28 protein-coding genes are annotated in these 26,869 nt (G+C 61.5%); 12 read left to right on the plus strand and 16 right to left on the minus strand.

Going from position 1 to position 26,869, the window contains the following annotated elements; all coding sequences use genetic code 11:
- Positions 1 to 17: 17 nt before the first annotated feature.
- On the minus strand, positions 18 to 2,465 hold the full coding sequence (gene hrpB, locus AAHA41_RS19480; protein ID WP_323070550.1) for an ATP-dependent helicase HrpB: 2,448 nt from the start codon (positions 2,463 to 2,465) through the stop codon (positions 18 to 20).
- 179 nt (positions 2,466 to 2,644) lie between these two features.
- Here hrpB and thpR point away from each other — a divergent pair, with 179 nt between their 5' ends.
- The 10 genes from thpR to AAHA41_RS19530 all read left to right on the plus strand — a co-directional run bounded on the left by thpR (position 2,645) and on the right by AAHA41_RS19530 (position 11,565).
- Positions 2,645 to 3,217: an RNA 2',3'-cyclic phosphodiesterase gene (gene thpR / locus AAHA41_RS19485; RefSeq protein ID WP_182928015.1), complete on the plus strand. Its 573-nt coding sequence runs from the start codon at positions 2,645 to 2,647 to the stop codon at positions 3,215 to 3,217.
- Complete coding sequence (gene sfsA / locus AAHA41_RS19490; RefSeq protein ID WP_323070551.1) at positions 3,214 to 3,957, plus strand: DNA/RNA nuclease SfsA; 744 nt, start codon at positions 3,214 to 3,216, stop codon at positions 3,955 to 3,957. The genes thpR and sfsA overlap by 4 nt, the downstream gene beginning before the upstream one ends.
- A 119-nt stretch (positions 3,958 to 4,076) precedes the next feature.
- Positions 4,077 to 4,526 carry an RNA polymerase-binding protein DksA gene (dksA, locus tag AAHA41_RS19495; protein WP_005335644.1) on the plus strand — a complete coding sequence of 150 codons (450 nt, stop codon included), beginning with the start codon at positions 4,077 to 4,079 and terminating at the stop codon, positions 4,524 to 4,526.
- A gap of 124 nt (positions 4,527 to 4,650) precedes the next feature.
- Entirely contained in the window at positions 4,651 to 5,559 is a 909-nt protein-coding gene (gene gluQRS, locus AAHA41_RS19500) for a tRNA glutamyl-Q(34) synthetase GluQRS (RefSeq protein WP_255937733.1), read from the plus strand.
- A 346-nt stretch (positions 5,560 to 5,905) separates the two neighbouring features.
- A complete protein-coding gene (gene pcnB, locus AAHA41_RS19505) occupies positions 5,906 to 7,396 on the plus strand; it encodes a polynucleotide adenylyltransferase PcnB (RefSeq protein WP_323070552.1) in 1,491 nt (496 codons plus the stop codon).
- 11 nt (positions 7,397 to 7,407) lie between these two features.
- The gene (folK, locus tag AAHA41_RS19510; RefSeq protein WP_139396213.1) at positions 7,408 to 7,917 is read left to right on the plus strand and encodes a 2-amino-4-hydroxy-6-hydroxymethyldihydropteridine diphosphokinase; all 510 of its coding nucleotides are present in this window, start codon (positions 7,408 to 7,410) and stop codon (positions 7,915 to 7,917) included.
- On the plus strand, positions 7,914 to 8,708 hold the full coding sequence (gene panB, locus AAHA41_RS19515; RefSeq protein WP_041210224.1) for a 3-methyl-2-oxobutanoate hydroxymethyltransferase: 795 nt from the start codon (positions 7,914 to 7,916) through the stop codon (positions 8,706 to 8,708). The genes folK and panB overlap by 4 nt, the downstream gene beginning before the upstream one ends.
- A gap of 104 nt (positions 8,709 to 8,812) precedes the next feature.
- Entirely contained in the window at positions 8,813 to 9,670 is an 858-nt protein-coding gene (panC, locus tag AAHA41_RS19520) for a pantoate--beta-alanine ligase (RefSeq protein WP_323070553.1), read from the plus strand.
- A gap of 24 nt (positions 9,671 to 9,694) precedes the next feature.
- A complete protein-coding gene (locus AAHA41_RS19525) occupies positions 9,695 to 10,045 on the plus strand; it encodes a putative quinol monooxygenase (RefSeq protein WP_041210222.1) in 351 nt (116 codons plus the stop codon).
- A gap of 149 nt (positions 10,046 to 10,194) precedes the next feature.
- A complete protein-coding gene (locus AAHA41_RS19530; RefSeq protein WP_323070554.1) occupies positions 10,195 to 11,565 on the plus strand; it encodes a cation:dicarboxylase symporter family transporter in 1,371 nt (456 codons plus the stop codon).
- 65 nt (positions 11,566 to 11,630) lie between these two features.
- Here AAHA41_RS19530 and AAHA41_RS19535 read toward each other — a convergent pair whose 3' ends face one another.
- The 8 genes from AAHA41_RS19535 to hpt all read right to left on the minus strand — a co-directional run bounded on the left by AAHA41_RS19535 (position 11,631) and on the right by hpt (position 17,398).
- Complete coding sequence (locus AAHA41_RS19535) at positions 11,631 to 12,158, minus strand: rhodanese-like domain-containing protein (protein ID WP_201909109.1); 528 nt, start codon at positions 12,156 to 12,158, stop codon at positions 11,631 to 11,633.
- Positions 12,159 to 12,162: 4 nt separating this feature from the next.
- Positions 12,163 to 12,600 (minus strand): MauE/DoxX family redox-associated membrane protein, encoded by a 438-nt coding sequence (locus AAHA41_RS19540; protein WP_323070555.1) that lies wholly within the window; start codon positions 12,598 to 12,600, stop codon positions 12,163 to 12,165.
- On the minus strand, positions 12,597 to 12,905 hold the full coding sequence (locus AAHA41_RS19545) for a DUF3343 domain-containing protein (protein ID WP_042030461.1): 309 nt from the start codon (positions 12,903 to 12,905) through the stop codon (positions 12,597 to 12,599). Before AAHA41_RS19545 ends, AAHA41_RS19540 begins: the two co-directional genes overlap by 4 nt.
- Positions 12,905 to 13,684, minus strand: coding sequence for an acyl-CoA dehydratase activase (locus AAHA41_RS19550; RefSeq protein WP_323070556.1), 780 nt, complete (start codon positions 13,682 to 13,684; stop codon positions 12,905 to 12,907). The genes AAHA41_RS19545 and AAHA41_RS19550 overlap by 1 nt, the downstream gene beginning before the upstream one ends.
- A 9-nt stretch (positions 13,685 to 13,693) precedes the next feature.
- Complete coding sequence (locus AAHA41_RS19555; protein ID WP_323070557.1) at positions 13,694 to 14,845, minus strand: double-cubane-cluster-containing anaerobic reductase; 1,152 nt, start codon at positions 14,843 to 14,845, stop codon at positions 13,694 to 13,696.
- A gap of 226 nt (positions 14,846 to 15,071) precedes the next feature.
- The gene (locus AAHA41_RS19560; RefSeq protein ID WP_201930563.1) at positions 15,072 to 15,845 is read right to left on the minus strand and encodes an ABC transporter permease; all 774 of its coding nucleotides are present in this window, start codon (positions 15,843 to 15,845) and stop codon (positions 15,072 to 15,074) included.
- Positions 15,842 to 16,759 carry an ABC transporter ATP-binding protein gene (locus AAHA41_RS19565; RefSeq protein ID WP_042030466.1) on the minus strand — a complete coding sequence of 306 codons (918 nt, stop codon included), beginning with the start codon at positions 16,757 to 16,759 and terminating at the stop codon, positions 15,842 to 15,844. Before AAHA41_RS19565 ends, AAHA41_RS19560 begins: the two co-directional genes overlap by 4 nt.
- A 108-nt stretch (positions 16,760 to 16,867) precedes the next feature.
- Positions 16,868 to 17,398, minus strand: a complete 531-nt coding sequence (gene hpt / locus AAHA41_RS19570) for a hypoxanthine phosphoribosyltransferase (RefSeq protein ID WP_005343302.1) — start codon at positions 17,396 to 17,398, stop codon at positions 16,868 to 16,870.
- Positions 17,399 to 17,599: 201 nt separating this feature from the next.
- On the opposite strand from hpt, the gene AAHA41_RS19575 reads away from it, so the two are divergent.
- A complete protein-coding gene (locus AAHA41_RS19575; protein WP_033113077.1) occupies positions 17,600 to 18,214 on the plus strand; it encodes a TetR/AcrR family transcriptional regulator in 615 nt (204 codons plus the stop codon).
- 68 nt (positions 18,215 to 18,282) lie between these two features.
- Here the strand turns inward: AAHA41_RS19575 and AAHA41_RS19580 are convergent, their stop codons facing one another.
- On the minus strand, positions 18,283 to 18,894 hold the full coding sequence (locus AAHA41_RS19580) for a flavin prenyltransferase UbiX (RefSeq protein WP_323070558.1): 612 nt from the start codon (positions 18,892 to 18,894) through the stop codon (positions 18,283 to 18,285).
- Positions 18,891 to 20,261 (minus strand): UDP-N-acetylmuramate:L-alanyl-gamma-D-glutamyl-meso-diaminopimelate ligase, encoded by a 1,371-nt coding sequence (gene mpl / locus AAHA41_RS19585; protein WP_042030470.1) that lies wholly within the window; start codon positions 20,259 to 20,261, stop codon positions 18,891 to 18,893. The genes AAHA41_RS19580 and mpl overlap by 4 nt, the downstream gene beginning before the upstream one ends.
- Positions 20,262 to 20,520: 259 nt before the next feature.
- Here mpl and AAHA41_RS19590 point away from each other — a divergent pair, with 259 nt between their 5' ends.
- Positions 20,521 to 21,222: a phosphatase PAP2 family protein gene (locus AAHA41_RS19590; RefSeq protein WP_139396204.1), complete on the plus strand. Its 702-nt coding sequence runs from the start codon at positions 20,521 to 20,523 to the stop codon at positions 21,220 to 21,222.
- A gap of 69 nt (positions 21,223 to 21,291) precedes the next feature.
- On the opposite strand, the gene galE is transcribed toward AAHA41_RS19590, so the two are convergent.
- The 5 genes from galE to AAHA41_RS19615 all read right to left on the minus strand — a co-directional run bounded on the left by galE (position 21,292) and on the right by AAHA41_RS19615 (position 26,861).
- Entirely contained in the window at positions 21,292 to 22,305 is a 1,014-nt protein-coding gene (galE, locus tag AAHA41_RS19595; RefSeq protein WP_323070559.1) for a UDP-glucose 4-epimerase GalE, read from the minus strand.
- Positions 22,306 to 22,391: 86 nt separating this feature from the next.
- On the minus strand, positions 22,392 to 23,393 hold the full coding sequence (locus tag AAHA41_RS19600) for a hybrid-cluster NAD(P)-dependent oxidoreductase (protein ID WP_323070560.1): 1,002 nt from the start codon (positions 23,391 to 23,393) through the stop codon (positions 22,392 to 22,394).
- Between the two features lie 110 nt (positions 23,394 to 23,503).
- Positions 23,504 to 25,153, minus strand: a complete 1,650-nt coding sequence (gene hcp, locus AAHA41_RS19605) for a hydroxylamine reductase (RefSeq protein WP_323070566.1) — start codon at positions 25,151 to 25,153, stop codon at positions 23,504 to 23,506.
- A 205-nt stretch (positions 25,154 to 25,358) separates the two neighbouring features.
- A complete protein-coding gene (locus tag AAHA41_RS19610) occupies positions 25,359 to 25,826 on the minus strand; it encodes a Dps family protein (protein ID WP_323070567.1) in 468 nt (155 codons plus the stop codon).
- A gap of 153 nt (positions 25,827 to 25,979) precedes the next feature.
- On the minus strand, positions 25,980 to 26,861 hold the full coding sequence (locus AAHA41_RS19615) for an N-acetylmuramoyl-L-alanine amidase (RefSeq protein ID WP_323070561.1): 882 nt from the start codon (positions 26,859 to 26,861) through the stop codon (positions 25,980 to 25,982).
- Positions 26,862 to 26,869 lie beyond the last annotated feature (8 nt).

Raw genomic sequence — 26,869 nt, forward strand, 5'->3', positions numbered from 1 at the left:
GGCCTGGCCAATCGAACCTAGATACCCATCTTCTTCTTGGTGACTCTGGTCGGCATCGCCTCCAGCGGATTGTCCGGCCAGTAGTGGCGGGGATAGCGCCCCTTCATCTCTTTTTTCACCTGCTCGTAGGAGCCAGCCCAGAAAGCGGCCAGATCGGCGGTGATCTGCAGCGGTCGCTGGGCGGGGGAGAGCAGCTCCACCACCAGTGGTACCCGGCCATCGGCCACGCAGGGGGTTGCCGCCTGACCGAACATCTCCTGAATTCGCACCGGGATCACCGGGGCCTGCCCCGGCTGATAGCGGATCCGTACCCGGCTGCCGGTCGGTGCCGTGAAGTGGCCGGGCAGTGCCTCGTCCAGCCGTTTGGGCAGTGGCCAGGGCAGAGATTGGCGCAGGATGTCGCTCATATCGAGCTTTTTCAACTGCTCCAGCCGGGTCATGCAGCTCACCGCAGGCAGCAGCCACTGTTCGAGGGTGGCCAGCAGGCTGTCGTCATCCATGGCTGGCCACTCCTCATCGGGCAACCAGTCGCGTGCGCAGCGCAGACGGGCCAGCAGCCCTTCGCTGCTCTCGTCCCACGGCAGCACATGCAGCCCCTTGCGGCGGATGCCCTGCAGCAGGCAGCGCCCCTTCTGTTCATCCGAAAGCTCCGTCAGCGGTCGCTGGCTCAGCACCAGCTCGCCGATCACTTGCTGGCGTTCGGCTCGCACCCGCTCCTCGCGCTCGTCCCAGTCGAACCACTGGCGCTCGCTTACCAGCTCCGGCAACAGACGCGCCAGCTCGTCCAGCTCTATCGGTTCGGCGATAAAGATGCGGCTGCCGCGCTCGTTCTGGCCCATCTCCACCGCAATCAGCGCTCCCTGACCCTGACAGGGGTGACCCTCGATCAGATCGCAGCTCACCCCGCCACTGAGCTGGTAACGGCTGCCGCTGCGCAGCTTGCCGATGCGATCCGGCCAGGCGAGGGCGCAGAGCAGCCCGAGCCACTGACCCTGTGGATTGGCCGGGCGAGTGCCAAGCCGTTCAAACCAGCGGGCCGCACTCTGGCGCAGGGCTCCCTGACGGCGGTGGAACAGCACCGAGAGGCGCTCCGATCCTCGCAGATCTTCTTCCAGCAACGCCACCAGATATGTGGCATCGGCGACAATCCCTGTCAGACCTTCAGCCTCCAGCTCGCGGGCGCGCAGCAGCATGCGGGCGAGCCGGGGATGGGTACCGAAGGCCGCCATGGCGCGGCCAGCCGGGGTAAGTTGTTGCTCACCCCCCGGCTTCATGGCGCCGAGGGCGACCAGCAGCCGCTGGGCGCTGGCGACGGCCGCGGCCGGCGGCATGTCGAGCAGCGGCAGATCTTCCACCTTTGCCCCCCACTGGGCAGCATCGAGCAGCAGACCGGTCAGCTCCTGAGTGAGGATGTCGGGCGGACTCTGCTCGGCGAGCCGCTCCTGCACCTCGCTGCTCCAGAGCCGGTAGCAGACGCCGGGGCCAAGACGACCGGCACGGCCCGCCCGCTGGGTGGCGGAGGCTTTGGCGATGGGGCGGGTCTCCAGTCGGGTGACGCCGCTTTTCAGATCGAACGAGGCACGCCGCTCCAGCCCGCTGTCGATCACGACAGAGACTCCTTCGATGGTGAGGGAGGTCTCCGCCACATTGGTGGTGAGCACCAGCTTACGGCGGCCCGCAGGTGGCGGCTCGATGGCCGCTTGCTGGGCTACCATGTCGAGGCGGCCGTAGAGGGGGGCGAGGGTCACATCATCCGGCAGCCGTCCTTCCAGCCACTGTGCCAGCCGCTCGATCTCTCCCTGTCCCGGCAGGAAGACCAGCAGGCTGCCATCTTGCCCGGCCAGCGCTTCGAGCACCACGGCGCCGACTTGCGGCTCCAGCCACTGCTGGCGATTGGCGGGGCGGTAGTGGTAGTCGATGGGAAAGCCGCGCCCTTCCGAGCGGATCACCGGCGCATCCGGCAGCAGCTTTTCCAGTGCCATGCCATCCAGAGTGGCGGACATCACCAGCAGCTTGAGGTCATCGCGCAATCCCTGCTGGCTCTCGATGGCGAAGGCCAGTGCGGTATCGGCGTGCAGGCTGCGTTCGTGGAACTCATCGAAGATGACCAGCGAGACGCCGCCGAGCTCGGGATCCTGCTGCAACATCCGGGTCAGCACCCCCTCGGTGACGATCTCGAGCCGGGTCGCGGAGCTGGTGCGGCTCTCGCCGCGCACCCGCAGGCCGATGCGCTCGCCCACCTTCTCCCCGAGCTGGCGTGCCAGAAAGCTGGCGATATTGCGCGCCGCCAGCCGCCTTGGCTCCAGCATGATGATGCGGCCGGGCAGCCGGTTCTGACGTACCAGCTCCAGCGGCAGCAGGGTCGATTTGCCCGCGCCGGGGGGCGCCTGCAGGATCACGCTGTTGTGGCGGTCGAGGGCGGCAAAGAGTTCGGGCAGCACCGAAACGATGGGGAGTGGGGACAAAACGATCAACACCTTCTGTTGCAACCGGTAAAACGGCGCCTATTCTGCCACAGCCAGCCCGGCCACCGTGAGCAGATGTAGGGGAGCAGATGGCCCTCGGCCCGGATGGCGAGACAGGAGGAGATGGCTGCCATAGAATGGGCCACCCTCTCTGTCTGGAAAAAGGCATCTTCACCCGAATGGCCAAACTCTTCTTTGCCCTGCCCGTCGGGGAGCTCGCTCCCGAACTCATCAGCTGGCGTGATCAACGCCCCTGGCCCGGTCAGCCGGTGCCGCAAGCCAATCTTCACCTCACCCTCGCCTTCCTCGGTGAAGCGGACGAGGTGACCACCCGTCGCCTGATCGCCGCCGTTGAGCGCCAGCACTGTCCGCCGCTCACCATCAGGCTTGACGAGACCGGCTGGTTCAGCCGCGCCAAGGCTGGCTGGATTGGCCCGAAGGAGTGGCCCAACGAGCTGACCGTGCTGGCGAAGGCGCTGCGGCGTCACGGCGAGAAGCTGGGGCTTGGCAATGGCGAGCAGGGATATCGCCCTCACGTCACCCTGTCGCGCAAGGCGGGCGAGGCGCCAGCCACCCTGCCTGCCCCCGATTTTCTGCTGAAGGCCGATCAATTTTGCCTCTATGAGTCGATCTCGACCCCGGACGGGGTGCGCTACCAGCCGCTTGCCTGCTGGCCGCTGCGGGCCAGAGCCAGGGATGAGGGCGCTCGGGATGAGTGGGACAACGAACAGGCGCGGAGGGCGAACCCGTGATATTCGAGCCGCCACTGCAATCCGGGCAACTTGTCGCCCGCTACAAGCGCTTTCTGACCGATGTCGAACTGGCCAATGGCGAGGTGATCACCATCCACTGCGCCAACACCGGCGCCATGACCGGCTGCGCCGACCCGGGTACCCGGGTCTGGTATTCGACCTCCGACAACCCCAAGCGCAAGCTGCCCCATAGCTGGGAGATCGCCGAGAGCCCGGCCGGCCACTTTATCTGCGTCAACACCGCGCGCGCCAACCAGATTGCCCGCGAGCTGATCGAGCAGGATGCCATCACACCGCTGTGCGGCTATGCCAGATTGCGCACCGAGGTGAAATATGGCGAAGAGAACAGTCGCATCGACCTCTTGCTGGAAGATGAGGAGAAGGGCAACTGTTACATCGAGGTAAAATCGGTCACCCTGCTCGATGAGCGGGAAGAGGCCGGCATGGGCTACTTCCCCGATGCGGTAACTGCCCGTGGCGCCAAGCATTTACGTGAATTGATGGCCATGAAAGCGGCCGGTCACAGAGCCGTGCTGCTATTTATGGTGTTGCACTCCGGAATAAGCCGGATGCGCCCTGCAGCGCACATAGATCCGCACTATAGTCTGCTAATTGAACAGGCAATTGCGGCGGGGGTTGAAATTTTATGCTATCGGCCCCATGTTGGGGTGCAAGGCATGGTGGCACAAGGATTTATCCCGTTTGAATCCAGCCACCTGTTACCCGAGGGGAGTTCATAAATATTGGAGTGGGTAACATTATTGGTACGGCTCGTTTGCTTACCCGTTACCCTTCTGCTATAGATGTCGCCCTCAATTTATGGATGGCACGGGTAGCGTGCTGAATTAGGAGACAGGGCATGCCAACAGGCGAAAACAGGAAATCTCTGGGCCCCCTGGCCATTGCGGGTGTCGCGCCTTACCAGGAAAAGCCGGGTGAGGAGTACATGAATGACCAACAGAAGGCGCATTTTCGCAAGATCCTGGGTGCCTGGCGCAACCAACTGATGCAGGAAGTTGACCGCACCGTTGATCACATGAAGGACGAGGCTGCCAACTTCCCGGATCCCGTGGATCGTGCCGCGCAGGAAGAGGAGTTCGCTCTCGAACTGCGTACCCGCGATCGTGAACGCAAGCTGATCAAGAAGATCGAGAAGACCTTGCAGCTGCTGGAAGATGACGACTTCGGTTACTGCGAGCACTGCGGTATCGAAATCGGTATCCGCCGTCTGGAAGCCCGTCCGACCGCCGACCTCTGTGTCGACTGCAAGACGCTGGCCGAGATCAAGGAAAAGCAGATGGCCGGTTGATACCGACCCGCTGCAATATGAAAAAGGGAGCTTGCGGGCTCCCTTTTTTATTGCGCATTTTTTATTGAGCTTTTGAGCGGGTCGTCCCAAAATGCGCCTCACTGAACTGCTTACCCGAACCGTCATGGCTGTGAATACCCCTTCCTCCCCCCAAATACGCCCCTATGTGGGCCGCTTTGCGCCGTCCCCTTCCGGCCCGCTCCACTTCGGTTCGCTGATTGCGGCCCTCGGCAGCTTTTTGCAGGCCAGAGCGCAGCAGGGGCGCTGGCTGGTGCGGATCGAGGATATCGATCCGCCGCGGGAGATGGCGGGGGCGGCCGACCTTATTCTCAAGACCCTTGAGGCATATGGTCTTGAGTGGGATGGCGAGGTGATGTTCCAGAGCGCGCGCCACGACCGCTATGACGAGATCATCGACCAGCTCTACCGGGCCGGCGATCTCTACTGGTGCCGCTGTACCCGGCGCGAAATCATGGCAAGCGGTGGCTTTTACAATGGCCACTGCCGCACCCTGGGGCTGACGGCAGAGGGCTCTGCCGCCCGCTTGCGCCAGCACCATCCGGTCTACCACTTCGATGATCGCTTGCAGGGCCATATCGCGGTGCCGGCGGCGCTCGCCGAGGAGGATTTCATCATCCGCCGCCGCGACGGGCTCTACGCCTACAACCTGGCTGTGGTGGTGGATGACATGGACAGCGGCATCACCGAGATAGTGCGCGGCGCCGACCTGCTGGAGCCGACGGTGCGCCAGATTGCCCTCTACCAGACCCTGGGGGCAGCGGTGCCGGACTGGGTGCATCTGCCGCTGGCGGTGCAGGCCGACGGCAACAAGCTCTCCAAGCAGAACCATGCGCCGGCGCTGGCGCTGGATGAGGTGCGCCCGGCCCTGTGGCAGGCGCTGCACTTTCTCGGTCAGTGTCCGCCGCCGGAGCTGATGGCAAGCCGGATCGACGAGATCATTGGCTGGGGCATCGCCCACTGGCAGCTGGCCCGGGTGCCCGCCAGCGAGAAGATCCCGTTGGTTGCCGGCTAAATCTGGCTGCCAAAGCAAGATGAAGCGCTGCGCGAGTCGGCTTGAGCGGATCGGGCGCAGGCCTTCGAGAGCAGGCAAGAGATAACAACGGACGCTGCGCCGCGGATCCGGTTCGGTATAAGCTGGAATTGGGTCATTTCCCGAAAAGCCATAAATTAAATTTATAGTGACGGGGTTGGCGCCATAGCTGCCTTGTTGCCGTGCCGGCAGCCCTTAAAACGGCAATGGCCGGTTTGATGGCAGTGAATGGCCGCTATTTTTTCCGGCAACGCCGATTCAAACGGGATCAATTGCCGTCACGGTTTTTCATTTGGTTAGGCGTGAGCTATGATAGGCCGCTATTTTTTTGGCCTCCCGTCAATTTGAAGTCATAACGAGGTGTACCATTTTTTCCCAGATCGCAAACTTTTGCCGCAAAGTGCTCGGCAAGGATGAGGGCGAGCAGTCGGCGGAGTCCCCCATTCCGGCCCGTGTTGCCGGACAACGTCGAACCCTGAGTCGTGACCAGCACCCGATTTCGCGCAAAGAGATCAGCGAAAATGCACTCAAGGTGCTCTATCGCCTGAACAAGGGCGGCTACGAAGCCTACCTGGTCGGCGGCGGAGTCCGGGATCTGCTGCTCGGGAAGACGCCCAAGGATTTCGACATCGCTACCGATGCGACGCCGGAGCAGATCAAGGCGCTGTTCAGCAACTGCCGCCTGATTGGCCGCCGCTTCCGCCTGGCCCACATTGTGTTTGGTCGTGACGTGATCGAAGTGGCCACCTTCCGCGGTCACCACCATCAGGTCAATACCAGCAAACATGTGTCGGCCCAGTCCGATGAAGGCATGCTGCTGCGCGACAACGTCTACGGCACCATCGAAGAGGATGCCGAGCGCCGTGACTTTACCGTCAACGCCCTCTACTACAGCGCCAAGGATTTCACCCTGCACGATTTCGAGGGCGGGCTGGAAGATTTGGCCGAGCGCAAGCTGGAGCTGATTGGCGATCCCGAAACCCGCTACCGCGAAGATCCGGTGCGGATGCTGCGCGCCGTGCGTTTCGCCGCCAAGCTGGATATGACCATCAGCCCGCGCACTGCCGCCCCCATCAGGGAGCTGGCGCCGCTGCTGCAGGATATTCCGGCAGCCCGCCTGTTTGAGGAGACCCTCAAGCTGTTCCTGGCTGGCGATGCCCTGACTACCTACAAGTTGCTGCGCGAGTACGGCCTGTTCCAGCAGCTCTTCCCGCAAGTGGCTGCGCTGTTTACCCCGCACGGCAATTCGCCTTACGAGCAGTTTATCGAGCAGGCGCTGATCGATACCGACACTCGCGTTCGTGAAGATAAACGCGTCACCCCCGCCTTCCTCTACGCCACCCTGCTGTGGGGCTGCGTCGAGGCCCGTGGTCGGGTGCTGGAGAACGAGAGCGGCCTGCCCTGGTATGACGCCTTCATGCTGGCGATCAACGAGGTGCTCGACAATCAGGTGCGGATCATCGCCGTTCCCCGCCGTTTCACGACAGATGTCCGCGATATCTGGGCACTGCAACAGCGGTTGACCCGTCGTCAGGGCAAGCACCCCGAGCGCGCCATGGAGCACCCCAAGTTCCGCGCGGCGTTCGACTTCCTGTTGCTGCGCAACCGGGTCGAGCGCGGTCTCGGCGAGCTGGCCAGCTGGTGGGAGCGCTATGTTGCCTCCAAACCCGATGTGCGCCCGCAGCTGCAACGGGAAGCGACCCGTCGCCCGGCCAGCGGTGAGCGCGGTGAGAGCCGTAGCCACGATGGCGAGAAGCGCAGCAGCAACAGCCGCAATCGCCGCCGCCCGCGCCGTCGCAAGCCGAAAGCGGCCGAGTGATCACAGACGTGATGACCGAGGTCTTCATCGCCATTGGCTCCAATCTGGCCGACCCGCTCGGTCAGGCGCGCCGCGCGGTCGCCGCGCTGGCGACCTTGCCGGAATCTGTGCTGGTGCAGGCCTCGTCGTTTTACAGCAGCCGCCCCATGGGGCCTGCTGATCAGCCGGACTACGTCAATGCCGTGGCCCGGCTCAACACCCGGCTGACGCCGCTGGCGCTGCTGGATCAACTACAAAAAATCGAGCTGGAACAGGGACGTGTGCGCAAAGAGGAGCGGTGGGGACCCAGAACTCTGGATCTCGATCTGCTGCTCTTTGGCGATCAGGTGATCAACCACGAGCGCCTGATCGTTCCCCATTACGGCATGAAGGAGCGGGAGTTCGTGCTGCTGCCCCTGGCCGAAATCGCGCCCGCTCTGGTGCTGCCCTGCGGCACCCCGCTCGCACAACTGGTTGCCCGCTGCCCGAGCAATGATCTCGCCATCATTGCGCCGAGTGCAGACGTACAGGAGCCTTTATGAGCAAGATCACCACCGCCAGCCTGCTGAAGATGAAGCAGGATGGTCAAAAGTTCACCGCCATCACCGCCTATGATGCCACCTTTGCCAAGTTGTTCGACGACGAGGGGGCCCACGTGCTGCTCATCGGCGATTCGTTGGGCATGGTGCTGCAAGGGGGTCAGGACACTCTGGCGGTCAACATGGATGAGATGGTCTATCACACCCGCTGTGTGGCTCGCGGTGCCAGCAATGCGCTGATCATCGCCGACATGCCCTTCATGAGTTACGCCACCCCCGAGCAGACTTACCAGAACGCCGCCCGCCTGATGGCAGCCGGTGCCCGCATGGTCAAGATGGAAGGGGGCGACTGGCTCTGCGACTCCATCCGCCACCTCACCCGCAACGGGGTGCCGGTGTGCGGTCACCTCGGCCTCACCCCGCAATCCGTCCACGTCTTTGGCGGCTTCAAGGTGCAGGGGCGCGACGAGTTTCAGGCCCAGGAGATCTACCGTCAGGCTCTCGAACTGCAGGCGGCCGGTATCCAGCTGCTGGTGCTCGAGTGCGTGCCGAGCTCGCTGGCCGAGCGGATCAGCAAGGCGCTGCGCATTCCGGTGATCGGCATTGGTGCCGGCCCTGCGACCGACGGTCAAATTCTGGTGATGCACGACGCCTTTGGCGTCACCTCCGGCTATGTGCCCAAGTTCACCAAGAACTTTCTGGCCGAGACCGGTGACGTGCGTGCCGCCGTGCGCCTCTATGTGCAGCAGGTGAGCGAGGGGAGTTTCCCCGGCCCGGAACACTGCTTCAACTGATGTGATGCCCTATCGATGCGAGCGGGGGCCAGTGCCCCCGTTTCGTCATCCTGTCAGGCTGATGTAACCCGTATCTTTTTGATTCATCTGAAGGTGAACTGCCGATGTTGGTTGTTAACAATCCTGCCGCTCTGCGTGAGCAGATCTCTCAATGGCGCCGTGAAGGGCGTGCCATCGCATTCGTGCCCACCATGGGCAATCTGCATCAGGGCCACCTGACGCTGGTGAAAGAGGCGCACAGCCACGCCGAGAAGGTGGTGGTCAGCATCTTCGTCAACCCGATGCAGTTCGACAAGGCCGAGGATCTTGCCAACTACCCGCGCACTCTGGAGCAGGATTGCGCTGCGCTGGAAGCGGCCGGGGTCGATATGGTGTTCACCCCGACGCCGGAGATCATGTATCCGCAGGGGCTGGCCAGCCAGACCTTCGTCGAGGTGCCGGGTCTATCCAATCTGCTGGAGGGGGCGCTGCGCCCGGGTCACTTCCGCGGGGTCAGCACTGTCGTCACCAAGCTGTTCAATCTGGTACAGCCGGATGTGGCCTGCTTTGGCCAGAAGGATTACCAGCAGCTGGCGCTCATTCGCAAGATGGTGGCCGACATGGCGATGTCCATCGAGATCGTCGGCGTGCCCACCGTGCGGGCCGAAGACGGGCTGGCGCTCTCTTCGCGTAACGGCTACCTGACCGCTGCCGAGCGGGCCATCGCCCCCGAGCTGGCGCGCACCATGAACTGGATCGCCGAGCAGATCGAAGCGGGTGATCACCACCTGCCCTCCCTGGTGGCGCAGGCCAGCCAGCGCCTCGACAACGCCGGTTTTCGCACCGATGCCATCGACATCGTCGATGCTGCCAACCTCGAAGCGGCTACCGACGAGAGCGAGCAGCTGGTGATCCTGATGGCTGCTTATCTCGGCAAGGCCCGTCTTATCGACAACCGGGTGGTCACGCTACAGCAAGCCTGAGCGAGTCGCCCACAGGAGGATCTCATGTCCAAGAAGGTTTATTGTATCGCCCAATTCCTGCCGAAAGCCGGTCAGGAGCAGGCCCTGTTTCAGGTGTTGCAGGCACTCGAGCCCAACACCCTGCGTGAGGATGGCTGCCTGCAATATCGGGTAACCCGCCATATCGCCAGCCCGTTTGCCGAGGGGGAGAGCTTCCCCATCGTGTTCAACGAGATTTGGCAAGACATGGCCTCTTTCGAGGCGCACTGTCAGCGCGCCGAGATCAAGGCTTTCTTCGAGCGTTACTGTCTGGCCGACGATGGCCTGGCTGCCAAGTGGAACGTCTGCGTCTATAGCGACGAACCTGAACAGTACGACGCCCCCGTAAAGAAGTAATTCCCCCGATTGTCAGCGGACGCCTTCCCGGGCGTCCGCTGCTTTTTCACGCCTGCACTCTCCTGCATCCCGGCGTTTTGTTCTGCGGCCCTGCCCGCATCCCCCTTTGTTTCAATCCACTTTCGGCCTGATGGCCGCTACAGGTATTCATGATGTTTGTCCTGATTGCATCGCTTGTTTTCTGTCTGCTCTGTTTTGCTCTCACCCGGTTGCCCACCGGGTTGCCGCTCTCGCGCAAGGTGCTTGCGGGTCTGCTGCTTGGCGCCCTGTTCGGGCTGGCTCTGCAACTGGGCTGGGGTGCCGATGATGCCGGCGTCCAGCAGACCCTGGAGTGGGTCAATATCATCGGCGGCGGCTATGTCAGCCTGCTCAAGGTGGTGATGATGCCGCTGGTGTTCACCTCCATCCTCTCCGCCATCAACAAGCTGGAGCAGGCCCAGTCCCTCGGCAAGATCAGCGCCGTGTTGATCGGCTCCATGCTGACGCTGGTGATGATTGCCGGTGTGGTGGGGATGACGGTGACCCATCTGAGTGGTCTCACTGCCGAGGGACTGTTGAGCCACGGCAGCGACACGGCCGCCCTGCAACAGAGCATGAGTACCATCGACAGTGCCCAGAGCTTGCCGGCCCTGCTGCTCTCGCTGGTGCCCACCAACTTTGCCGCCGATATGGCGGGTAGCCGCGGCCTCTCGGTGATCGGGGTGGTGATCTTCACCGTGCTGGCCGGGGTCGCCCTGCTGCAGTTGAAGGCGGAGCATCCGCAGGCTGGTGCTCGTGCCGCCGTCGCCATCGACACCCTGCAACTGTGGGTGATGAAGATGGTGCGGGTGGTGATTGCGCTCACCCCCTATGGCGTGATGGCGCTGATTGCCCGGGTGGTGGCCCACTATCCGCTGAGCGAGATCCTCAGCCTGCTCGGCTTTATTCTGGTCTGCTACGTCGCCATTCTGGCGATGTTTGCGGTACACATGGTGATCCTGCTGCTGATCGGCCAGAACCCGCTGCACTACCTGCGGGAAGTGTGGGGCGTGCTCACCTTCGCCTTTATCTCCCGCAGCAGCGCGGCGTCCATTCCGCTCAGCATCGAGACCCAGCAGCGTCTTGGCGTGCCCTCCAGCATTGCCAACTTTGCCGCCTCGTTCGGTGCCAACCTCGGCCAGAACGGCTGCGCCGGTATCTATCCGGCCATGATGGTGGCGATGATTGCCCCCATGCTCGGTATCAACCCGTTTGATCCCCTGTTCCTGCTGACTCTGCTGCCGGTCATTGCGCTGGGCTCCATCGGGGTGGCTGGCGTCGGCGGTGGCGGCACCTTCGCCGCGCTGATCGTGCTCTCCACCCTCAACTTCCCCATCGCACTGGTGGGGGTGATGATCGCCATCGAGCCGCTGGTGGACATGGGCCGTACCGCCCTCAACGTCAACGGCTCCATCATGGCGGCGATGATCACCAAGCGTCTGCTTGGCGAACAGGCGCAGAGCGATGTCACGGAAGGCGAAGCGTCCCGAGTCGCCAGCTGACTGCCAGCATCGAAATGAGAGAAGCCCGCAGTTGCGGGCTTCTTTTTTTGGGGCGAAAGGTCGGGTTACTCGGCTGTGACGGGGTAGCCGGCGCCTTTCCAGGCGAAGATGCCGCCCGGTACCCGATAGACCTGTTGATAGCCCTGATTGACCGCCCAGGCGGCAGCGTTGTGGCTGCGGCCGCACTTGACGAAGCCGCAGTAGATCACCACGGGGCGGGCTTTGTCTTCACCCAGCAGCGCCTGGAACTGCTCCGGTGTACCGCTTCCCTCGACAATCTCGCTCCAGTTGTCGCCCGCTTTCGCCTCTTTCACGAAGGCAAAGTTCTTGGCGCCCGGGATGTGCTCCTTCTTGTAGGAGTCCTCATAGGGCATGGTGTCGATGATCACCAGCTCCTCGCCCTTGTCCATCCGGGTTTTCAGCTCGGCCACGGTCAACAGCTGATAGCCCCCCTGCTGCGCCTCCTGTGCCAGCTGCACAGCCGATTGTTCCAGCTTCACCTCCTGCTCGAACTGGTTGTCGCCACAGCCCGCGAGGGCAAAGCTGGCGGCGATCAGCGAGGCCAGCAGAGTGCGGGATCGCAATGTCATCATGTCACTACTCCTTTAGAACGGGAAAAACGGGGCGGGAGGTTCGCAGCAGGGCGCCCGCAAGCGTCAGTAGCAGCAGATCCCGCACAATGGCCTCCGGCAACGAGCTGAGATCAGCCCTGCCAAGACAGCCGCAAGAGATGTCGAGCCCGATGGCAACGCCATAGCCCAACACCGGAATAAACAGGGCGAGCAGCCCGATCACCAGCCACAATCCCCAGCGCCGGTTGGCGATGACCGCAAGCCCTGCGCAGAGCTCAAGGGCAATCAGCCCCCAGGCGGCGAACGGGATCAGCGGCGGCCAGATCAGGCCAAAGGCGCCGATCTGATCGATGAACAGGGCGGGGGATACCAGCTTGAACCCGGCGGAGGCGAGGAAGAATCCCCCCAGCGCCAGATTGACCAGCATGCGCAAATAAACGGCGATGGGATAGCTCTTTATCATCCATGACTCCGACTGCCAGCCACAGGCGTTTGCTTCGCCATGTCCTGACTATCGGCCGGATAGCGGGCCAGCTCCTGATAGTCGCCGTCCGCTTCGCAGCGAAAGACGGCGGCGGTTTCGCCGTGCTGGCACCACTGTTGCCACTCGTCTGGCAGACAGTGGAGGCGAATGGCGAGGCCACAGCCGGCGCTGAGCAGGCGCGGCACATCGCAGACCCGAAACGACTGACCGTGCTGCTCCAACCGCTTGCGCAGTCTGACTGTGCCGAGGGTGGAGTGGAACAGGTAGAGAAACTCCTGATTCATTATTTGCCTCCCGTGCTGGCGCGCGCGCCGAACAGGGCGGCCCCCAGCGCACCGGCAAACTGGGCATCCGGGTGGGTGGCCACTTCGCAGCCCAACCCTTCGGCCAGATAGTGGCGGAAGGTGGCACAGTGGCTGACGCCGCCGGTAAAGAGCACGCTCGGTCTGGCGCCGAGGCGGCCGATAAAGTTGGCACTGCGCCGGGCCATGGAGCGGACGATACCGGCCAGGATCGACTCGGCCGGAATGCCCGCCGAGCGCAGGCTGATCGCCTCCGATTCGGCAAACACGGTGCACATGCTGCTGATGTCGTGGGGCTCGGCCCCTAGCAGTAGTTCGTCAAGCTGCTCGACCCGAGCCCCCAGAGTGCGGGTGATCACCTCGAGAAAGCGACCGGTGCCGGCGGCGCACTTGTCGTTCATCAGAAAGTCGGTGAGGTTGCCCTCGCCATCGAGCTGGATCACCTTGCTATCCTGCCCGCCGATATCGATGACGGTGTGTACCGACGGGCAGAGCAGGCGAGCCCCCAGCCCATGGCAGGAGATCTCGGTCACCCGGCGATCGGCGAACGACGCCAGATCGCGGCCATAGCCGGTCAGGGTCAGGTGGGGGCGCTCTGGCAAATCGGCCGAGAGCTCCTCCCAGCCTTGCTCGATGGCAGCCAGCGGACGAAAGGGGGTCGGCACCAGAAAACGGCGGACGATACGCCCGCCATCCTTGTGGTCGAACAGGATCCCCTTGGTCGCGGTGGAGCCCGAGTCAATCCCGATGGAGAGTGACACGGCGCCTCCTTACAGCATTTCGATAAAGGCGGCCAGCCGGGTCGCCAGTTGTCCCTTGTCGGCGCTGGAGTAGTCGGTCTCGACCGCCATGTAAGGGATGCCGTGGTGTTCGCGCACATGGCGCTTGATGGCGAGCGACTCCACCGCATAGGTGTGGCAGGCCTGCAGGATCACATCGATCACCCCGTCTGCCTGATACTCCTCCACCATCTGGCTCAGCAGATTCATGCGCTGGTGGTTGGGGGAGATGCAGGAGCAGCCGATGGCCAGATACTTGTCGGTCAGCGCATCGAACAAGTCGCCGTCCTCGCTGACGCACTGCTCGGTCGCCTTGGCGCCGGTGCAGTTCTCGTAGCCCACCACCCAGCCGCCATGCTCCTCGATAAGGCGTACCACCTTGTCGGCGGCGCCGCCGATGGGACAACCGGTGATGAGGATGCGCGGGCGGGCATCGAGCCGCTTGCCCTCGGCATACTCGGCCTTGATGCGGCGGGTCATCTCCTGCAGCTCGCTGATGAGCTGCTCCTTGTCGAAGCGGAAGGTGGCGCCATAGACCACCTTGAGCAGGTCGGTGCCGCTCAGCGCCGGCGGGTTGAGCTGACCCAGCCGGTAGAAATCTGCCAGTGCGCGGCGTTCGCGGTTTTTCAGCACGATGGCGTCGCGCAGCGCCTGCTCGCTGATGGGCTTGCCGAACTGTTGCTCCAGCAACTCCTTGAAGCGGACGATTTCGCTGCGCCACAGGGTGCGGGAGGCTTCGTCATCGGCGCGATTGGGCAACTGCATCACATGTACCGGTTTGAACTCGGCCATGTACTCGTACATCTTTTTCTTGCCGTCGCAGGTGGTTTCCCCCACCACCAGATCGGAGAAGTAGAAGTAGGGGCACTTGTCGGTCTTGCCGAAACCGTAGCTGCTCTTGATCAGCGGGCAGAGGTTGCGGGGCAGGTCTTTCTCGGCCTCCTCGATGGTCTCGTCGCTGGTGGAGCAGAGCGATACCACCACGGCGCCGGCGGCCATCGCCACCTCTTGCGGCATAAAGGTGCAGTAGGTGCCGACCAGGGGGATCTGTCGCTCCTTGAGTGCCATCACAGCCAGAAAGCCCTGACGACGGGCATCTGAAAAACTATCGAAAATGGCTGGCAACTCGGTGATAAGTGACATAGGCGATCCTGCCCTGATGAGAGAAATGAAGAGACAGATGCTCCATCAATGACGGCACATCCAACCGCGAGAATTATACCTTTGGGGGTAATTCGAAAATTGCGGTGGATCACAAGGTGTCAGGTAAAGCCTTAATAACAGGCAGGTTATTGCGAAGGGGGCTGGCAGGTTTAAGGGGCTACAGGGGGAATAAAAAAAGGGCACCGCGAGGTGCCCGTTCTGGTCATCAGTGGCGCAGACCGGTGCCGCGCGAGATAAGCCACCAGGCCAGACCGTAGAGAGCCACGATGAAGCCGATGATGATGAGGTAGGCGGTGCCGAGCGGCACGTCGGAGATACCGAGGAAGCCGTAACGGAACGCGTTCACCATGTAGATGATGGGGTTCACCTGGGAGACCCCCTGCCAGAAGGGGGGCAGCAGGCTGATGGAGTAGAACACGCCGCCCAGATAGGTAAGCGGCGTCAGCACGAAGGTGGGGATGATGCTGATGTCGTCGAAGGTCTTGGCAAACACCGCGTTGATGAGGCCACCCAGCGAGAAGAGGATGGCGGTCAGCAGCACGGTGATGCAGACGCTGAAGAGATGGTGGATCTGCAGCGGCACGAAGAAAAGCGACACCAGGGTGACGATGAGGCCGACGCAGAGGCCGCGCGCCACGCCACCGCCCACGTAGCCGGCGATGATGACGTAGTTGGGCACCGGCGCCACCAGCAGCTCCTCGACGTTGCGCTGGAACTTGGCGCTGAAGAAGGAGGAGGCGACGTTGGAGTAGGAGTTGGTGATCACCGACATCATGATGAGGCCGGGCACGATGAACTCCATGTAGGTGAAGCCGCCCATGTCACCGATGCGCGAACCGATCAGGTTGCCGAAGATGACGAAGTAGAGGCTCATGGTGATGGCGGGCGGCACCAGGGTCTGGATCCAGATCCGGGTAAAGCGACTCACCTCTTTGGCCAGGATGCTCTTGAAGGCGATGTAGTAAGTGGTCAGGTTCATGCTTTTCTCCCCTCTTCGACCAGGGTGACAAACAGCTCTTCCAGCCGGTTGGCCTTGTTGCGCATGCTCAGTACCTGCACCTGCTGGTGTGACAGCTGCTCGAACAGGCTGTTGAGGGACTGGCTCTTGTCGAGATCCACTTCCAGGGTGCGCTCATCTTGCATGCGGCCGTTGAATTCGGGCACGTTTGGTACGGCAGAACCTGGCGCCAGATCGAGCAGGAAGGTCTCGCGGCCCAGCTTGCCAAGCAGGTTTTTCATGCTGGTGTTCTCGATCAGGCGACCCTTGTCGATGATGCCGATGTTGCGGCAGAGCATCTCCGCCTCTTCCAGATAGTGGGTGGTGAGGATGATGGTGACCCCCTGCTCGTTGAGATCCTTGAGGAAACTCCACATGGAGCGACGGATCTCGATATCGACCCCGGCGGTCGGCTCATCGAGGATCAGCAGCTTGGGTTCGTGCATCAGGGCGCGGGCGATCATCAAGCGGCGCTTCATGCCGCCGGAGAGGGTGCGGGCCGGCATGTCGCGCTTCTCCCACAAATCGAGCTGGCGCAGGTACTTCTCGGCGCGAATTTTGGCTTCTGCCTTGGGCACACCGTAGAAGCCGGCCTGATGGGTGACAATCTGGATCACCTTCTCGAACTGGCTGAAGTTGAACTCCTGCGGCACCAGCCCGAGCTGGGCCTTGGCCTCTTCCAGATGGGTATCGATGTCATAACCGAATACCTTCACCTTGCCGCCACTCTTGTTCACCAGCGAGCTGATGACGCCGATGGTGGTGGACTTGCCCGCCCCATTGGGGCCGAGCAGGGCGAAGAAATCCCCCTGCTTGACGGTGAGATCGATGCCTTTCAGGGCTTCGACGCCCCCCTGATAGGTCTTTTTCAGGCCGCTGATTTCCAGTGCGTTCATTGCAACCTCTAACTGGCTGAACCCGTCTTGATACAGAAAAGGCGGCCGAGGCCGCCTGAGACAGAAAATGGCGCAGCGCCACCTTGTTCGGTATGTTTTTTAACCTTGTTACTCTTGCGGTACCACTTTGCCGATGAAGGGCAGGTTGCGGTACTTCTGGGCGTAGTCGATGCCGCAGCCGACCACGAATTCATCCGGAATGGCAAAGCCGACCCAGTCAACCGGCACCTGCACTTCGCGGCGGGAGGGTTTGTCCAGCAGGGTGCAGATGGCGAGGGATTTCGGCTCGCGCAGGGAGAGGATCTCGCGCACCTTGTTGAGGGTGTAGCCGGTATCGATGATGTCTTCGACGATCACCACATCCTTGCCCTTGATGTCGTCATCCAGGTCTTTGAGGATACGCACGTCACGGGTGCTGTGCATGCCGGAGCCATAGCTGGAGGCGGTCATAAAATCCAGGGTGATGGGCAGCTGGCACTGACGGCAGAGGTCAGCCAGGAAGACGCAGGAGCCGCGCAGCAGACCGATCATTACGACTTCGTCGGAACCCTGGTAGCGGGCGGTGATCTCTTCACCCAATTTGGCGATCCGGGCGGCTACTTCAGCCTCGGAGATCATCACCTCGACAGTGTGTTTCATCACTTACTCCCATATGGCCAAAGGGAAACTGGCCGTTCATGAACATCAAAACCGATGATTCTACCACCCGTGTCGAGAGGCGCCATATATACGTGGTGCTTTTATCGGCTTATTTTAATTGATAGAGTTAGCAGGCACTCAGGCATGATTAGTTACAATACTATAAACACCATAATCAATAACTATTAGATGATAAAAACTATGGAACCACGCGCAGAAATAAGACGTCGTACCCGGCTGTCGCCGGAGGCTCGTCGCAATCAACTGATGGAATGTGCCATCGAAGTGTTCTCCCGCCGCGGTATCGGTCGTGCCGGTCACGCCGAAATTGCCGAGCAGGCCAAGGTCTCTGTTGCCACCGTCTTCAACTATTTCAACACCCGCGAGGAGTTGGTAGATGAGGTATTGGCCGAGATCGAGCGCTTCGTGAATCAGATGTTGTCGCAGGCATACAGCGGCAATGGTTCAATCTTCGACAAGATCAAGCGCCATGTGAGCTTGTCTGTCGATGCGGCCTACGACCAGCCCGATTACGCAGGTATCTGGCTGGAGTGGAGTTCCTCGGTTCGGGAAGAGGTATGGCCTCGCTATACCCGGCTGCTCGATCAGTGCCTTGAGCTGATCGCCAGCGAGCTGCAAACCGCCATGGATGCAGGGGAGATCACCAGCGTGCTGTCGGCACAGGATCTGGCCCGCTCTCTGACCGGTTTTGGCTATGTGATGATGCAGATGATCAATCAACCTCAGCGCCCGGCGCGCGAAGAGGTGACTGATTTCCTGTTCAAGTACGTGACTGCACCTATTCAGGCTTGCTGATACGGCTTAACGAAAAAAGGCGCCCCTCATCGAGGGGCGCCTTTTTTTATCCGGTTTGTCTGGTCAGCTCAGCCGTGGCCATAGCCCCAGCGGCTGGTCAGCTCATGCTCGACACCCAGATGATCGAGGATGCGGGCGACCATAAAATCTACCAGATCCGCAATGCTCTTTGGCTCATGGTAGAAGCCCGGCGCGGCGGGCATGATGGTCACCCCGAGCCGCGCCAGTTTCAGCATGTTCTCCAGATGGATCGCCGAGAAGGGGCTCTCGCGGGGCACCAGGATCAGCTGGCCGCGCTCCTTGATCACCACATCCGCTGCCCGCTCCAGCAGGTTGTCGGAGGTGCCGTTGGCAATGGCCGAGACGGTGCCCATGGAGCAGGGGCAGACCACCATCTGCTTGGGCGCCGCCGAGCCGGAGGCCACCGGCGAGAACCACTCCTCCTTGCCGTAGGCGATTATCTGCCCCTCTTTGGCGCCATATTGACGACAGAGAAAGGCAGAGAGCTCTTTGGGCGAGCCGGGCCACTCCTGCTGCTGCTCGGTCTTGAGTACCACTCGTGCCGCCGATGAGGCGAGCAGGTAGACCCGATAGTCCGCTTGCACCAGACACTCCAGCAGGCGCAGGGCGTAGGGGGCGCCGGAGGCACCGGTCAGCGCCAGGGTGATCGCTTTGTTCATAGTTCGCCGTGATAATCCTTGAGGCGGGCGATCAGCTTGTCATGAATGCCGCCGAAGCCGCCGTTGCTCATGATCAGAATATGGTCGCCATCGCGGCTCTCGGCCACCAGCCGGTTGATCAGGGTCTCCAGATCGTTGAACACCTTGGCGGGTCGGGTCATATGGGCTGTCACCTCGCCGAGATCCCAGCCAATGTTGGGCGGCTGGAAGAAGAACACCTCGTCGGCACCATCGAAGCAGCCGGCCAGCTCCTCCTTGTGTACCCCCAACTTCATGGTGTTGGAACGGGGCTCCAGCACTGCCAGAATGCGGGCTTCACCCACCTTGGCGCGCAGACCGCCAAGGGTGGTTTCGATGGCTGTGGGGTGGTGGGCAAAGTCGTCATAGACGCTGATGCCCGCTACCTCGCCTTTGAGCTCCATCCGCCGCTTGGGTGATTTGAACTGGCAGAGTGCCGCAATACCGTGCTCCACCATGACACCGGCATGACGGGCGGCAGCGATGGCCATCAGGCCATTGTTGACGTTGTGCTCGCCGATGCACTCCCAGTGCACCTCGCCCTGCTTTTCGCCATCCAGCCACACCTCGAAGGCGGAGCCGTCATCGGCCAGTTTGACCGCTTTCCACTTGGCGTCGTCCTGACCCACCAGCTCCACTTCGCTCCAGCAGCCCATCTTGCGCACGGCGGTGAGGTTGTCATCCGCCTGCGGAAACAGCACCCGACCGTTGCTCGGTACGGTGCGCATCAGGTGGTGGAACTGGCGCTGGATGGCGGCGAGGTCCGGGAAGATATCGGCGTGGTCGAACTCCAGGTTGTTCATCACCAGAGTGCGCGGGTGGTAGTGAACGAACTTGGAGCGCTTGTCGAAGAAGGCGCAGTCATATTCGTCCGCTTCGATGACGAAGAAGGGGGCAGAGCCGAGGCGGGCCGAGACCGGGAAGTTGCCCGGCACGCCGCCAATCAGGAAACCGGGCTCCAGCTTGGCGTACTCCAGCACCCAGGCCAGCATGCTGGCGGTGGTGGTCTTGCCGTGGGTGCCGGCAACGGCCAGCACCCAGCGATCTTGCAGCACGTGCTCCAGCAGCCACTGGGGGCCGGAGATGTAGGGCAGATTGCGGTCCAGCACATATTCAACACAGGGGTTACCACGGCTCATGGCGTTGCCAATTACCACCAGATCCGGCGCAGGATCGAGTTGGGAAGGGTCATAGCCCTCGGTCAGTTCGATGCCCTGTTGCTCGAGCTGGGTGCTCATGGGGGGATAGACGTTGGCGTCCGAGCCGGTCACCCGGTAACCAAGCTGTTTTGCCAACACCGCCAGACCACCCATAAAGGTGCCGCAGATCCCGAGAATGTGAATATGCATACCGCTTCCTTTCGCAGTAAAGGGAAGTTCGCATTCTAGGGTGTGTTGCCGTGGTGGCACAAGCCGCACTCATGGTGAGAGGCCCACAGAGCGGGGGGCTGGGAGTAAAACTCAGTAGCCCGAACAGCAATGAAAGAGGAGGGCAAACCATTCGGTTTTATTTGAGGCTTGATTTTGTGTCGCACTTTCTTACAATTCTTCGTTTTTGTGACGCACTCAACAGTTTTACGATATCGCCCTTTTCCAAAGGAGAGTCCTCATGGGCAAGTTCCTGCTTTGCTATCTGGTCGGTGGTCTGGTGGCCATCAGTTGGGCCGCGCTGCCCGCCCATGGTCCCTGGGATCAGTGGGACCTCGCGATTTTTCACACCGTTAACGGCTGGCTCGGGCAGTCGCCTTTGTGGGCCGATCTGGTGGCCATCACCAACAACCGGCTGTTCGATCTGGTGGTGCTTGGCTGCATGGGATTGATCCTGGCTCGCTGTTTCTTTGCCCGTGATATTGCTGGTCGTCGCCAGCTGGTGGCGATGGGCATAGTGATGCTGCTAAGTGCACTGGTGATCAATCAGCTTGGTCACAGATTGCCGGTGGAGCGACCCAGCCCGACCCTGATGGTGGCCGATGCGCTGCGGGTGACCCAGATCAGCGGTATTCCGACCAAGGACTCTTCCGGTGACAGCTTCCCCGGGGATCACGCTCTGTTCCTGATGATCTTCGCCGGCTTTGCTCTGCGCTACCTGCCACGCTGGGCGGGGATTACTGCGCTGCTGATGGTACCGCTTTTCTCCGCCCCCCGGATTTTCTCCGGCGCCCACTGGTTCACCGATGTCTATGTCGGTGCGTTGGGATTGGCCACCCTCTGCCTGCCCTGGGTGCTGCTGACGCCGCTATCGGATCGCCTGATCGCACGGATCGAACCTTATCTGGCACCTTTGCCGCTGCTGCGCAGTCAGACCCACTGATTGAACGCCGCAAAATAAAACGCCCCGACATGAAAATGTCGGGGCGTTTTGCTATGGCCAGCCCGGGGATTAACCCTGATAGCCGTTAGGGTTCTGGCTTTGCCAGCGCCAGGTATCGATCATCATCTGCTCCAGACCGCGCTCTGCCTGCCAACCCAGCTCGGCACGGGCCTTGTGCGGCTCGGCCCAGCACTCGGCGATGTCGCCGGGGCGACGGTGCTTGATCTGGTAGGGAATGGGTCGGCCGCTGGCCGCTTCAAATGCCTTGATCATCTCCAGCACCGAATAGCCCTGACCGGTGCCCAGGTTATAGGTAAAGACGCCGGTATCAGACGCGATGCGCGCCAGCGCTTTGAGGTGACCGATGGCCAGATCCACCACATGGATATAGTCGCGCACCCCGGTACCGTCCGGCGTCGGGTAGTCGTTGCCAAATACCCCCAGCTCCTTGAGCTTGCCCACGCCGACCTGACTGATATAGGGCAGCAGGTTGTTGGGGATACCGTTGGGATCTTCCCCGATGAGGCCGCTCTCGTGGGCACCGACCGGGTTGAAGTAGCGCAGCAGCACGATGGCCCAGCGGGGATCGGATTTGGCGAGATCGCGCAGGATCTCCTCCACCATCAGCTTGGAGCGGCCATAGGGGTTGGTGGCGCTGGTGGGAAAATCTTCCCGCAGCGGTACCGAGGCGGGATCGCCATAGACGGTGGCCGAGGAGCTGAATACCAGCTGGAACACGCCAGCCCTGGCCATCTCTTCGCATAGCACCAGAGTGCCGCTGATGTTGTTCTGGTAATAGGTGAGCGGGATCTGGCTTGACTCACCGACCGCCTTGAGGCCGGCGAAATGGATTACTGACTCGATCTGGTGGGCGGCAAACAGTTGCTGCAGACAGGCACGGTCCAGCACATCCCCTTCGACGAAGATGACCGGCTTGCCGGTGATCCGTTCGACCCGCTTGAGTGACTCGGGGGAGGAGTTGGAGAGGTTGTCCAGTACCACCACCTGCAGCCCGACGTTCAAGAGTTCAACCAGGGTATGGGAGCCGATATAGCCGGCGCCCCCTGTAACCAGAATTGTCATTTTTTTATCCCGTCTTCGACTGAAACTGGGGCTGAGTCTACCTGCCCGACCCACTCGGGAAAAGCGCGAGATGCCAGGAACGAGCTTCAATAGTCGACGCTGACATCCCCGCTGGCGGTGCAGGAACAGGCCAGAGCCACGCCGCTATCCAGATCCTGCGCACTCAGGGTCATCACGCTCTGGCGCTCGATATCGCCTTCCGTGGTGCAGCGGCAGGCGCCGCATACCCCGGCGCGGCAGGCGGCCATCATGGTTTCGCCCGCAGCTTCCAGCGCTGCCAGCAGGGTCTGGCCCGGCAGGATCTTCACCTTCTTGCCGCTCTTTTTCAGGGTTAGCCAGAAGTGGTCGCTGCTGGTTGCAACTGGCGCCGTATTCGATGTAACCGCAGGCAGACCGAACGACTCCTGGTGCAACTGCGCTGCCGGTAGCCCCAGCTCCGTCAGCATGGTGCAAACTGCGGTCATGTAAGGCGCGGGCCCGCACAGATAGACGTGGCGCGCGAGCAGGTCTGGTGCCAATTCCTTCAACATGTCCGCTGTGAGTCGGCCCACCCAGGGGTGAACTGCAGGGGCCTCTTCCAGAATCAGGGCATGGCGTACACCGGCATGGGCCGCGGCCAGTGCAGCCAAGTCGTCTGCGAAGATCACATCCTCAGGCGAGCGGGCACTGTGAATAAAGCAGATGCCGGCATCCGGCCGCTTGGCCAGCTCGTCGCGCAGCATAGCCCACATGGGGGTGATGCCTGAACCGGCACTGAGCAGCAGCGGCCGCTCGCAGGGCAAGGCAGTCAGGTTGAAATCGCCGAAGGGGCCATCCACCCGGATCTCGTCCCCCACTTGCAGGGTCTGGTGCAGGTGGTGGGAGACCAATCCCACATCCTTGATGGTGATTTGCCAGCAGGCATCCTGCGGACTGGAGGAGAGGGTATAGGCACGGCAGTGGGGCTTGCCGTCGATCTCGGTATGCAGGGTGATGCACTGGCCAGCCAGCACGGGAGGGAGGCTGCCAGAAAGAGGTACTAGCTGCCAGCTCACTACGTCGTGGGTGTTCTGTTGGCGGCCAATGCAGGTGAGCGTGAGAGAGGTCATCACAAGGCTCCTTATATTTGAAACGGTTTGAAAAACGTCTGATGAAAAAGCCGGATCCAGAAAAAAGGCGAGCCGGGTGGCTCGCCAAACGCTTACAACATGCTGGAATGTCAGGCCGCCAGGATCTCGGCCAAGTCAGCCTCGGCCGTGGTGGTCCCTTTCAGGCCAAACTGTTCCTCCAGCACCTTGAGCAGGGCCGGGGTGAGGAAGGCGGGGGCGGTCGGGCCGGTACGGATGTCCTTCACACCCAGCGCCAGCAGGGTGAGCAGGATGACAATGGCCTTCTGCTCGAACCAGGAGAGTACCAGCGTCAGCGGCAGATCGTTGACGCCGCACTCGAACGCCTCGGAGAGCGCCAGCGCGAGCTGGATGGCGGAGTAGGCATCGTTGCACTGACCCACGTCCAGCAGACGGGGAATGCCGCCGATGTCGCCAAAGTCGAGCTTGTTGAACTTGTACTTGCCGCAGCCCAGCGTGAGCAGCAGGCTGTCGCGTGGCGCAGCCTTGGCAAACTCGGTGAAGTAGGCGCGCTCGACCTTGTCGCCGTCACAGCCACCCACCAGGAAGAAGTGGCTGATCTCCCCGGCTTTTACCTTCTCAATCACCGCCGGTGCGGCCTGCATCAGGGCATTGCGGGCAAAGCCGATGGTGATGAAGTGCTCCAGCTCGGTGTGCTTGAAGCCATCGAGTGCCAGTGCCTTGGCGATCACGGCGGAGAAATCATCCCCCTCCAGATGAGTGACGCCCGGCCAGCCGACGATGGAGCGGGTGAAGATGCGATCCGAGTAGTTGCCCACGTTCGGGTCGATGATGCAGTTGGAGGTCATCACCACAGCGCCCGGGAAGTTGGCAAACTCCTTCTGCTGGTTCTGCCAGGCGGAGCCGTAGTTGCCCACCAGATGGGGGTATTGTTTGAAGAAGGGGTAGGCCAGCGCGGGCAGCATCTCGCCGTGGGTGTAGACGTTGATGCCGGTCCCCTTGGTCTGCTCCAGAATGAGCTTGAGATCCATCATGTCGTGGCCGGAGACCAGAATGCATTTGCCGGGGATTGGCGTGACCCTGACCTGAGTCGGTTCCGGGTGGCCAAATGCGCTGGTTTCACCCAGATCCAGCATCTCCATGATTTTGAAGTTGAGTTGACCGATCTCCATGGCGCAGTTGAACAGGCGACCCATTTCGCTCGGGTCTGTGCTGAGCCAGCTCATGATGCGGTGGAATTCGGCGGCCACCTCGTCACTCTGCTGATCCAGCACCCGGGCGTGCTCCATGTAGGCGGCGGCGCCCTTAAGGCCGTAGAGGCAGAGCAGGCGCAGCCCCATGATGTCCTCATTCACCTCGTTCTTGCCCCGATTGGGGGCGGCTGGCGCGGCATGGGCAAGTTGTTCCCGCAGCTCGGCACCGGGTTCGAAGTAAGCGGACTGTGGCAAGTCGTTGACCTGCACCGCCATGGCGGTCAGACGATCGGCTAGCTGCTGGCGATAGGCGAGGGCCTGATTGGCGTAGGCCACGATGCGATTCGAGTCGAAGTTGACGTTGGTGAGGGTGGCGAAGAAGGCCTTGGGCACGAAGGCATCGATCTCGCGATCTATGATGCCCTGCTCACGGGCGGCCAGCGCCCAAGCGCTGAGCCCCTGCAGGGTGTAGATCAGCACATCCTGCAGATCCGAGGTTTCCGCCGTCTTGCCGCACATACCTTGTGCATAGGCGCAGCCGTTGCCTGCCGGGGTACGAATTGTCTGTTCACATTGCACACAAAACATCATGCCTCTCCTAATTGGACATTTCAGTTGTTTGTTTTGTGGCGATTCTATTCCTGCGGTTCAGAACTTAATAGATATTCATTTTGCCAATTAAGATTCCCTTGATGCAGATCAAAAACAAAAAAGCCGCCCAAACAGGGCGGCAAGCGGGTGGATAAAAGGAGAGACAACTCGGGTTTGCAACAAAGCTCACTTCAACAATGGGTCAGGCCAGGTAGGCGCGCAGCATCCAGACCAGTTTCTCCTGCTGCTGCACATAGTCGGAGAGGATGGACGCTGTCCCTTCATCACCAGCCTCGGCGGCCTGAGCCAGAATGCGGCGCTGAGCCACCAGCAGTTCACGGAAGCTCACCAGCAGGGATTCGACACAGGCACGACCGTCGTGCAGCCCTTTCTGTTCGGGAATAGCGGAGACCTTGATGTAGTCGCTGAAGCTGTGCAGTGGCACGCTATCCAAGGTCAGGATGCGTTCTGCCAGGGCATCGACTTTCAGCAGCAGGTCGTTGTAAATCTCCTCGAACTTCAGGTGCAGCTCGAAGAACTGGTTGCCACGGATATTCCAGTGGAAGCCGCGGACGTTCATGTAGAGGATCTGGTAGCTGGCCAGCAACTTGTTCAGCTCGGCAGCCAGAGCTTGTGATTGAGCGGTATCAAGACCAATCGGGCTTTTCATCATTCACCTCCAGATAAGGAAATCGGGTTTGACAATCTGTCTTGGAACGAACTCAGATTAACCCCTTGTTATTTGAAGGGATAATCGCTCGTACCTAACAGTTTGATAGCGAGTGGCTATCAAAGCTGGGGAGGGAAGTGGTGAAAGGGTGGGCTAGTTTGGGTACTTCTCGAGCAGGGCCATCAGGATGGCCTGACACTCGCTATCCGGCTCGCTATCGACTTTGCCAGCGCGAAAGTGGAGCTGGAAGGCACGCATGACGGCGCGGCTCTGCTCGTCCCATTGGCTGCTTTGTGACAGGCCGTAGCCGTAGCGGGCCAGCTGTTGTTGCCACATGGCCGCATCCCAGTGGGGCAAGGGGCTGGCCAGTAACTCAGCCACCCGGCTTTCATCTGGCCAGGCGCCGACACCGTACTCCAGATAGAGTTGACGCCAGGGGAAGTGGGGGCCGGGATCCTGCTTGCGCTCGGGGGCGACATCGCTGTGGCCCAGCACCTGGGTCGGTGGAATGTGGTAGCGGGCGACCAGCTCCCGACTGAGGGCGCCGACGGCGGCAATCTGCTGCGCGGTATAGGGTTGCCAGCGGCGGGCATCGGGGGCCAGCTGCTCATCTTCCGGCGGATAGCCGAGGTTGACGATCTCGATGCCGAGCGAGCTGGCATTGAGCCCGGCATATTGGTGCCAGCGGCTGCGCCCGGCATGCCAGGCGCGCTGGCTATCCGGCACCAGCTGATAGACGGGGAGCGGTCTGTCACTGCTGTCTCGGGGGATCAGGTAGTGGGCGCTCACCTTGTGCTCCGGCTCGGTCAGCAGGCGCAGGGAGTGGGCGTCATCCTCGTCGGTGTAGTGCAGGATAAGAAAGGCGATGCGCTCGTTCTGATTGGCGCTCTGATAGCGAGTGGAGAGCTGGTAGCTCTGCTGGTTGCAGCCTTGCAGCAAAGAGCCAAGCAGAGTGCCGAGAAGCAGCGATGCGGCGATGCGCCATCCCCTGACTGCTCGACGTTTGGGCAGTGTGATGGAGAGGCGCTTCGTCATGGCTGCTG

Source organism: Aeromonas sp. SER, assembly GCF_038739615.1.
Classification (GTDB): Bacteria; Pseudomonadota; Gammaproteobacteria; order Enterobacterales; family Aeromonadaceae; genus Aeromonas; species Aeromonas jandaei.

Coding starts and splice junctions, on each gene's coding strand:
- mpl (WP_042030470.1), bottom strand. CDS start 20,261: ATGCATATTCACATTCTCGGGATCTGCGGCACCTTTATGGGTGGTCTG.
- AAHA41_RS19530 (WP_323070554.1), top strand. CDS start 10,195: ATGATGTTTGTCCTGATTGCATCGCTTGTTTTCTGTCTGCTCTGTTTT.
- hpt (WP_005343302.1), bottom strand. CDS start 17,398: ATGAAACACACTGTCGAGGTGATGATCTCCGAGGCTGAAGTAGCCGCC.
- AAHA41_RS19590 (WP_139396204.1), top strand. CDS start 20,521: ATGGGCAAGTTCCTGCTTTGCTATCTGGTCGGTGGTCTGGTGGCCATC.
- AAHA41_RS19615 (WP_323070561.1), bottom strand. CDS start 26,861: ATGACGAAGCGCCTCTCCATCACACTGCCCAAACGTCGAGCAGTCAGG.
- AAHA41_RS19600 (WP_323070560.1), bottom strand. CDS start 23,393: ATGACCTCTCTCACGCTCACCTGCATTGGCCGCCAACAGAACACCCAC.
- AAHA41_RS19525 (WP_041210222.1), top strand. CDS start 9,695: ATGTCCAAGAAGGTTTATTGTATCGCCCAATTCCTGCCGAAAGCCGGT.
- AAHA41_RS19560 (WP_201930563.1), bottom strand. CDS start 15,845: ATGAACCTGACCACTTACTACATCGCCTTCAAGAGCATCCTGGCCAAA.
- AAHA41_RS19545 (WP_042030461.1), bottom strand. CDS start 12,905: ATGAATCAGGAGTTTCTCTACCTGTTCCACTCCACCCTCGGCACAGTC.
- thpR (WP_182928015.1), top strand. CDS start 2,645: ATGGCCAAACTCTTCTTTGCCCTGCCCGTCGGGGAGCTCGCTCCCGAA.
- panB (WP_041210224.1), top strand. CDS start 7,914: ATGAGCAAGATCACCACCGCCAGCCTGCTGAAGATGAAGCAGGATGGT.
- folK (WP_139396213.1), top strand. CDS start 7,408: ATGACCGAGGTCTTCATCGCCATTGGCTCCAATCTGGCCGACCCGCTC.
- AAHA41_RS19535 (WP_201909109.1), bottom strand. CDS start 12,158: ATGATGACATTGCGATCCCGCACTCTGCTGGCCTCGCTGATCGCCGCC.
- gluQRS (WP_255937733.1), top strand. CDS start 4,651: ATGGCTGTGAATACCCCTTCCTCCCCCCAAATACGCCCCTATGTGGGC.
- AAHA41_RS19565 (WP_042030466.1), bottom strand. CDS start 16,759: ATGAACGCACTGGAAATCAGCGGCCTGAAAAAGACCTATCAGGGGGGC.
- AAHA41_RS19580 (WP_323070558.1), bottom strand. CDS start 18,894: ATGAACAAAGCGATCACCCTGGCGCTGACCGGTGCCTCCGGCGCCCCC.
- panC (WP_323070553.1), top strand. CDS start 8,813: ATGTTGGTTGTTAACAATCCTGCCGCTCTGCGTGAGCAGATCTCTCAA.
- galE (WP_323070559.1), bottom strand. CDS start 22,305: ATGACAATTCTGGTTACAGGGGGCGCCGGCTATATCGGCTCCCATACC.
- AAHA41_RS19575 (WP_033113077.1), top strand. CDS start 17,600: ATGGAACCACGCGCAGAAATAAGACGTCGTACCCGGCTGTCGCCGGAG.
- dksA (WP_005335644.1), top strand. CDS start 4,077: ATGCCAACAGGCGAAAACAGGAAATCTCTGGGCCCCCTGGCCATTGCG.
- hcp (WP_323070566.1), bottom strand. CDS start 25,153: ATGTTTTGTGTGCAATGTGAACAGACAATTCGTACCCCGGCAGGCAAC.
- AAHA41_RS19610 (WP_323070567.1), bottom strand. CDS start 25,826: ATGAAAAGCCCGATTGGTCTTGATACCGCTCAATCACAAGCTCTGGCT.
- AAHA41_RS19555 (WP_323070557.1), bottom strand. CDS start 14,845: ATGTCACTTATCACCGAGTTGCCAGCCATTTTCGATAGTTTTTCAGAT.
- AAHA41_RS19540 (WP_323070555.1), bottom strand. CDS start 12,600: ATGATAAAGAGCTATCCCATCGCCGTTTATTTGCGCATGCTGGTCAAT.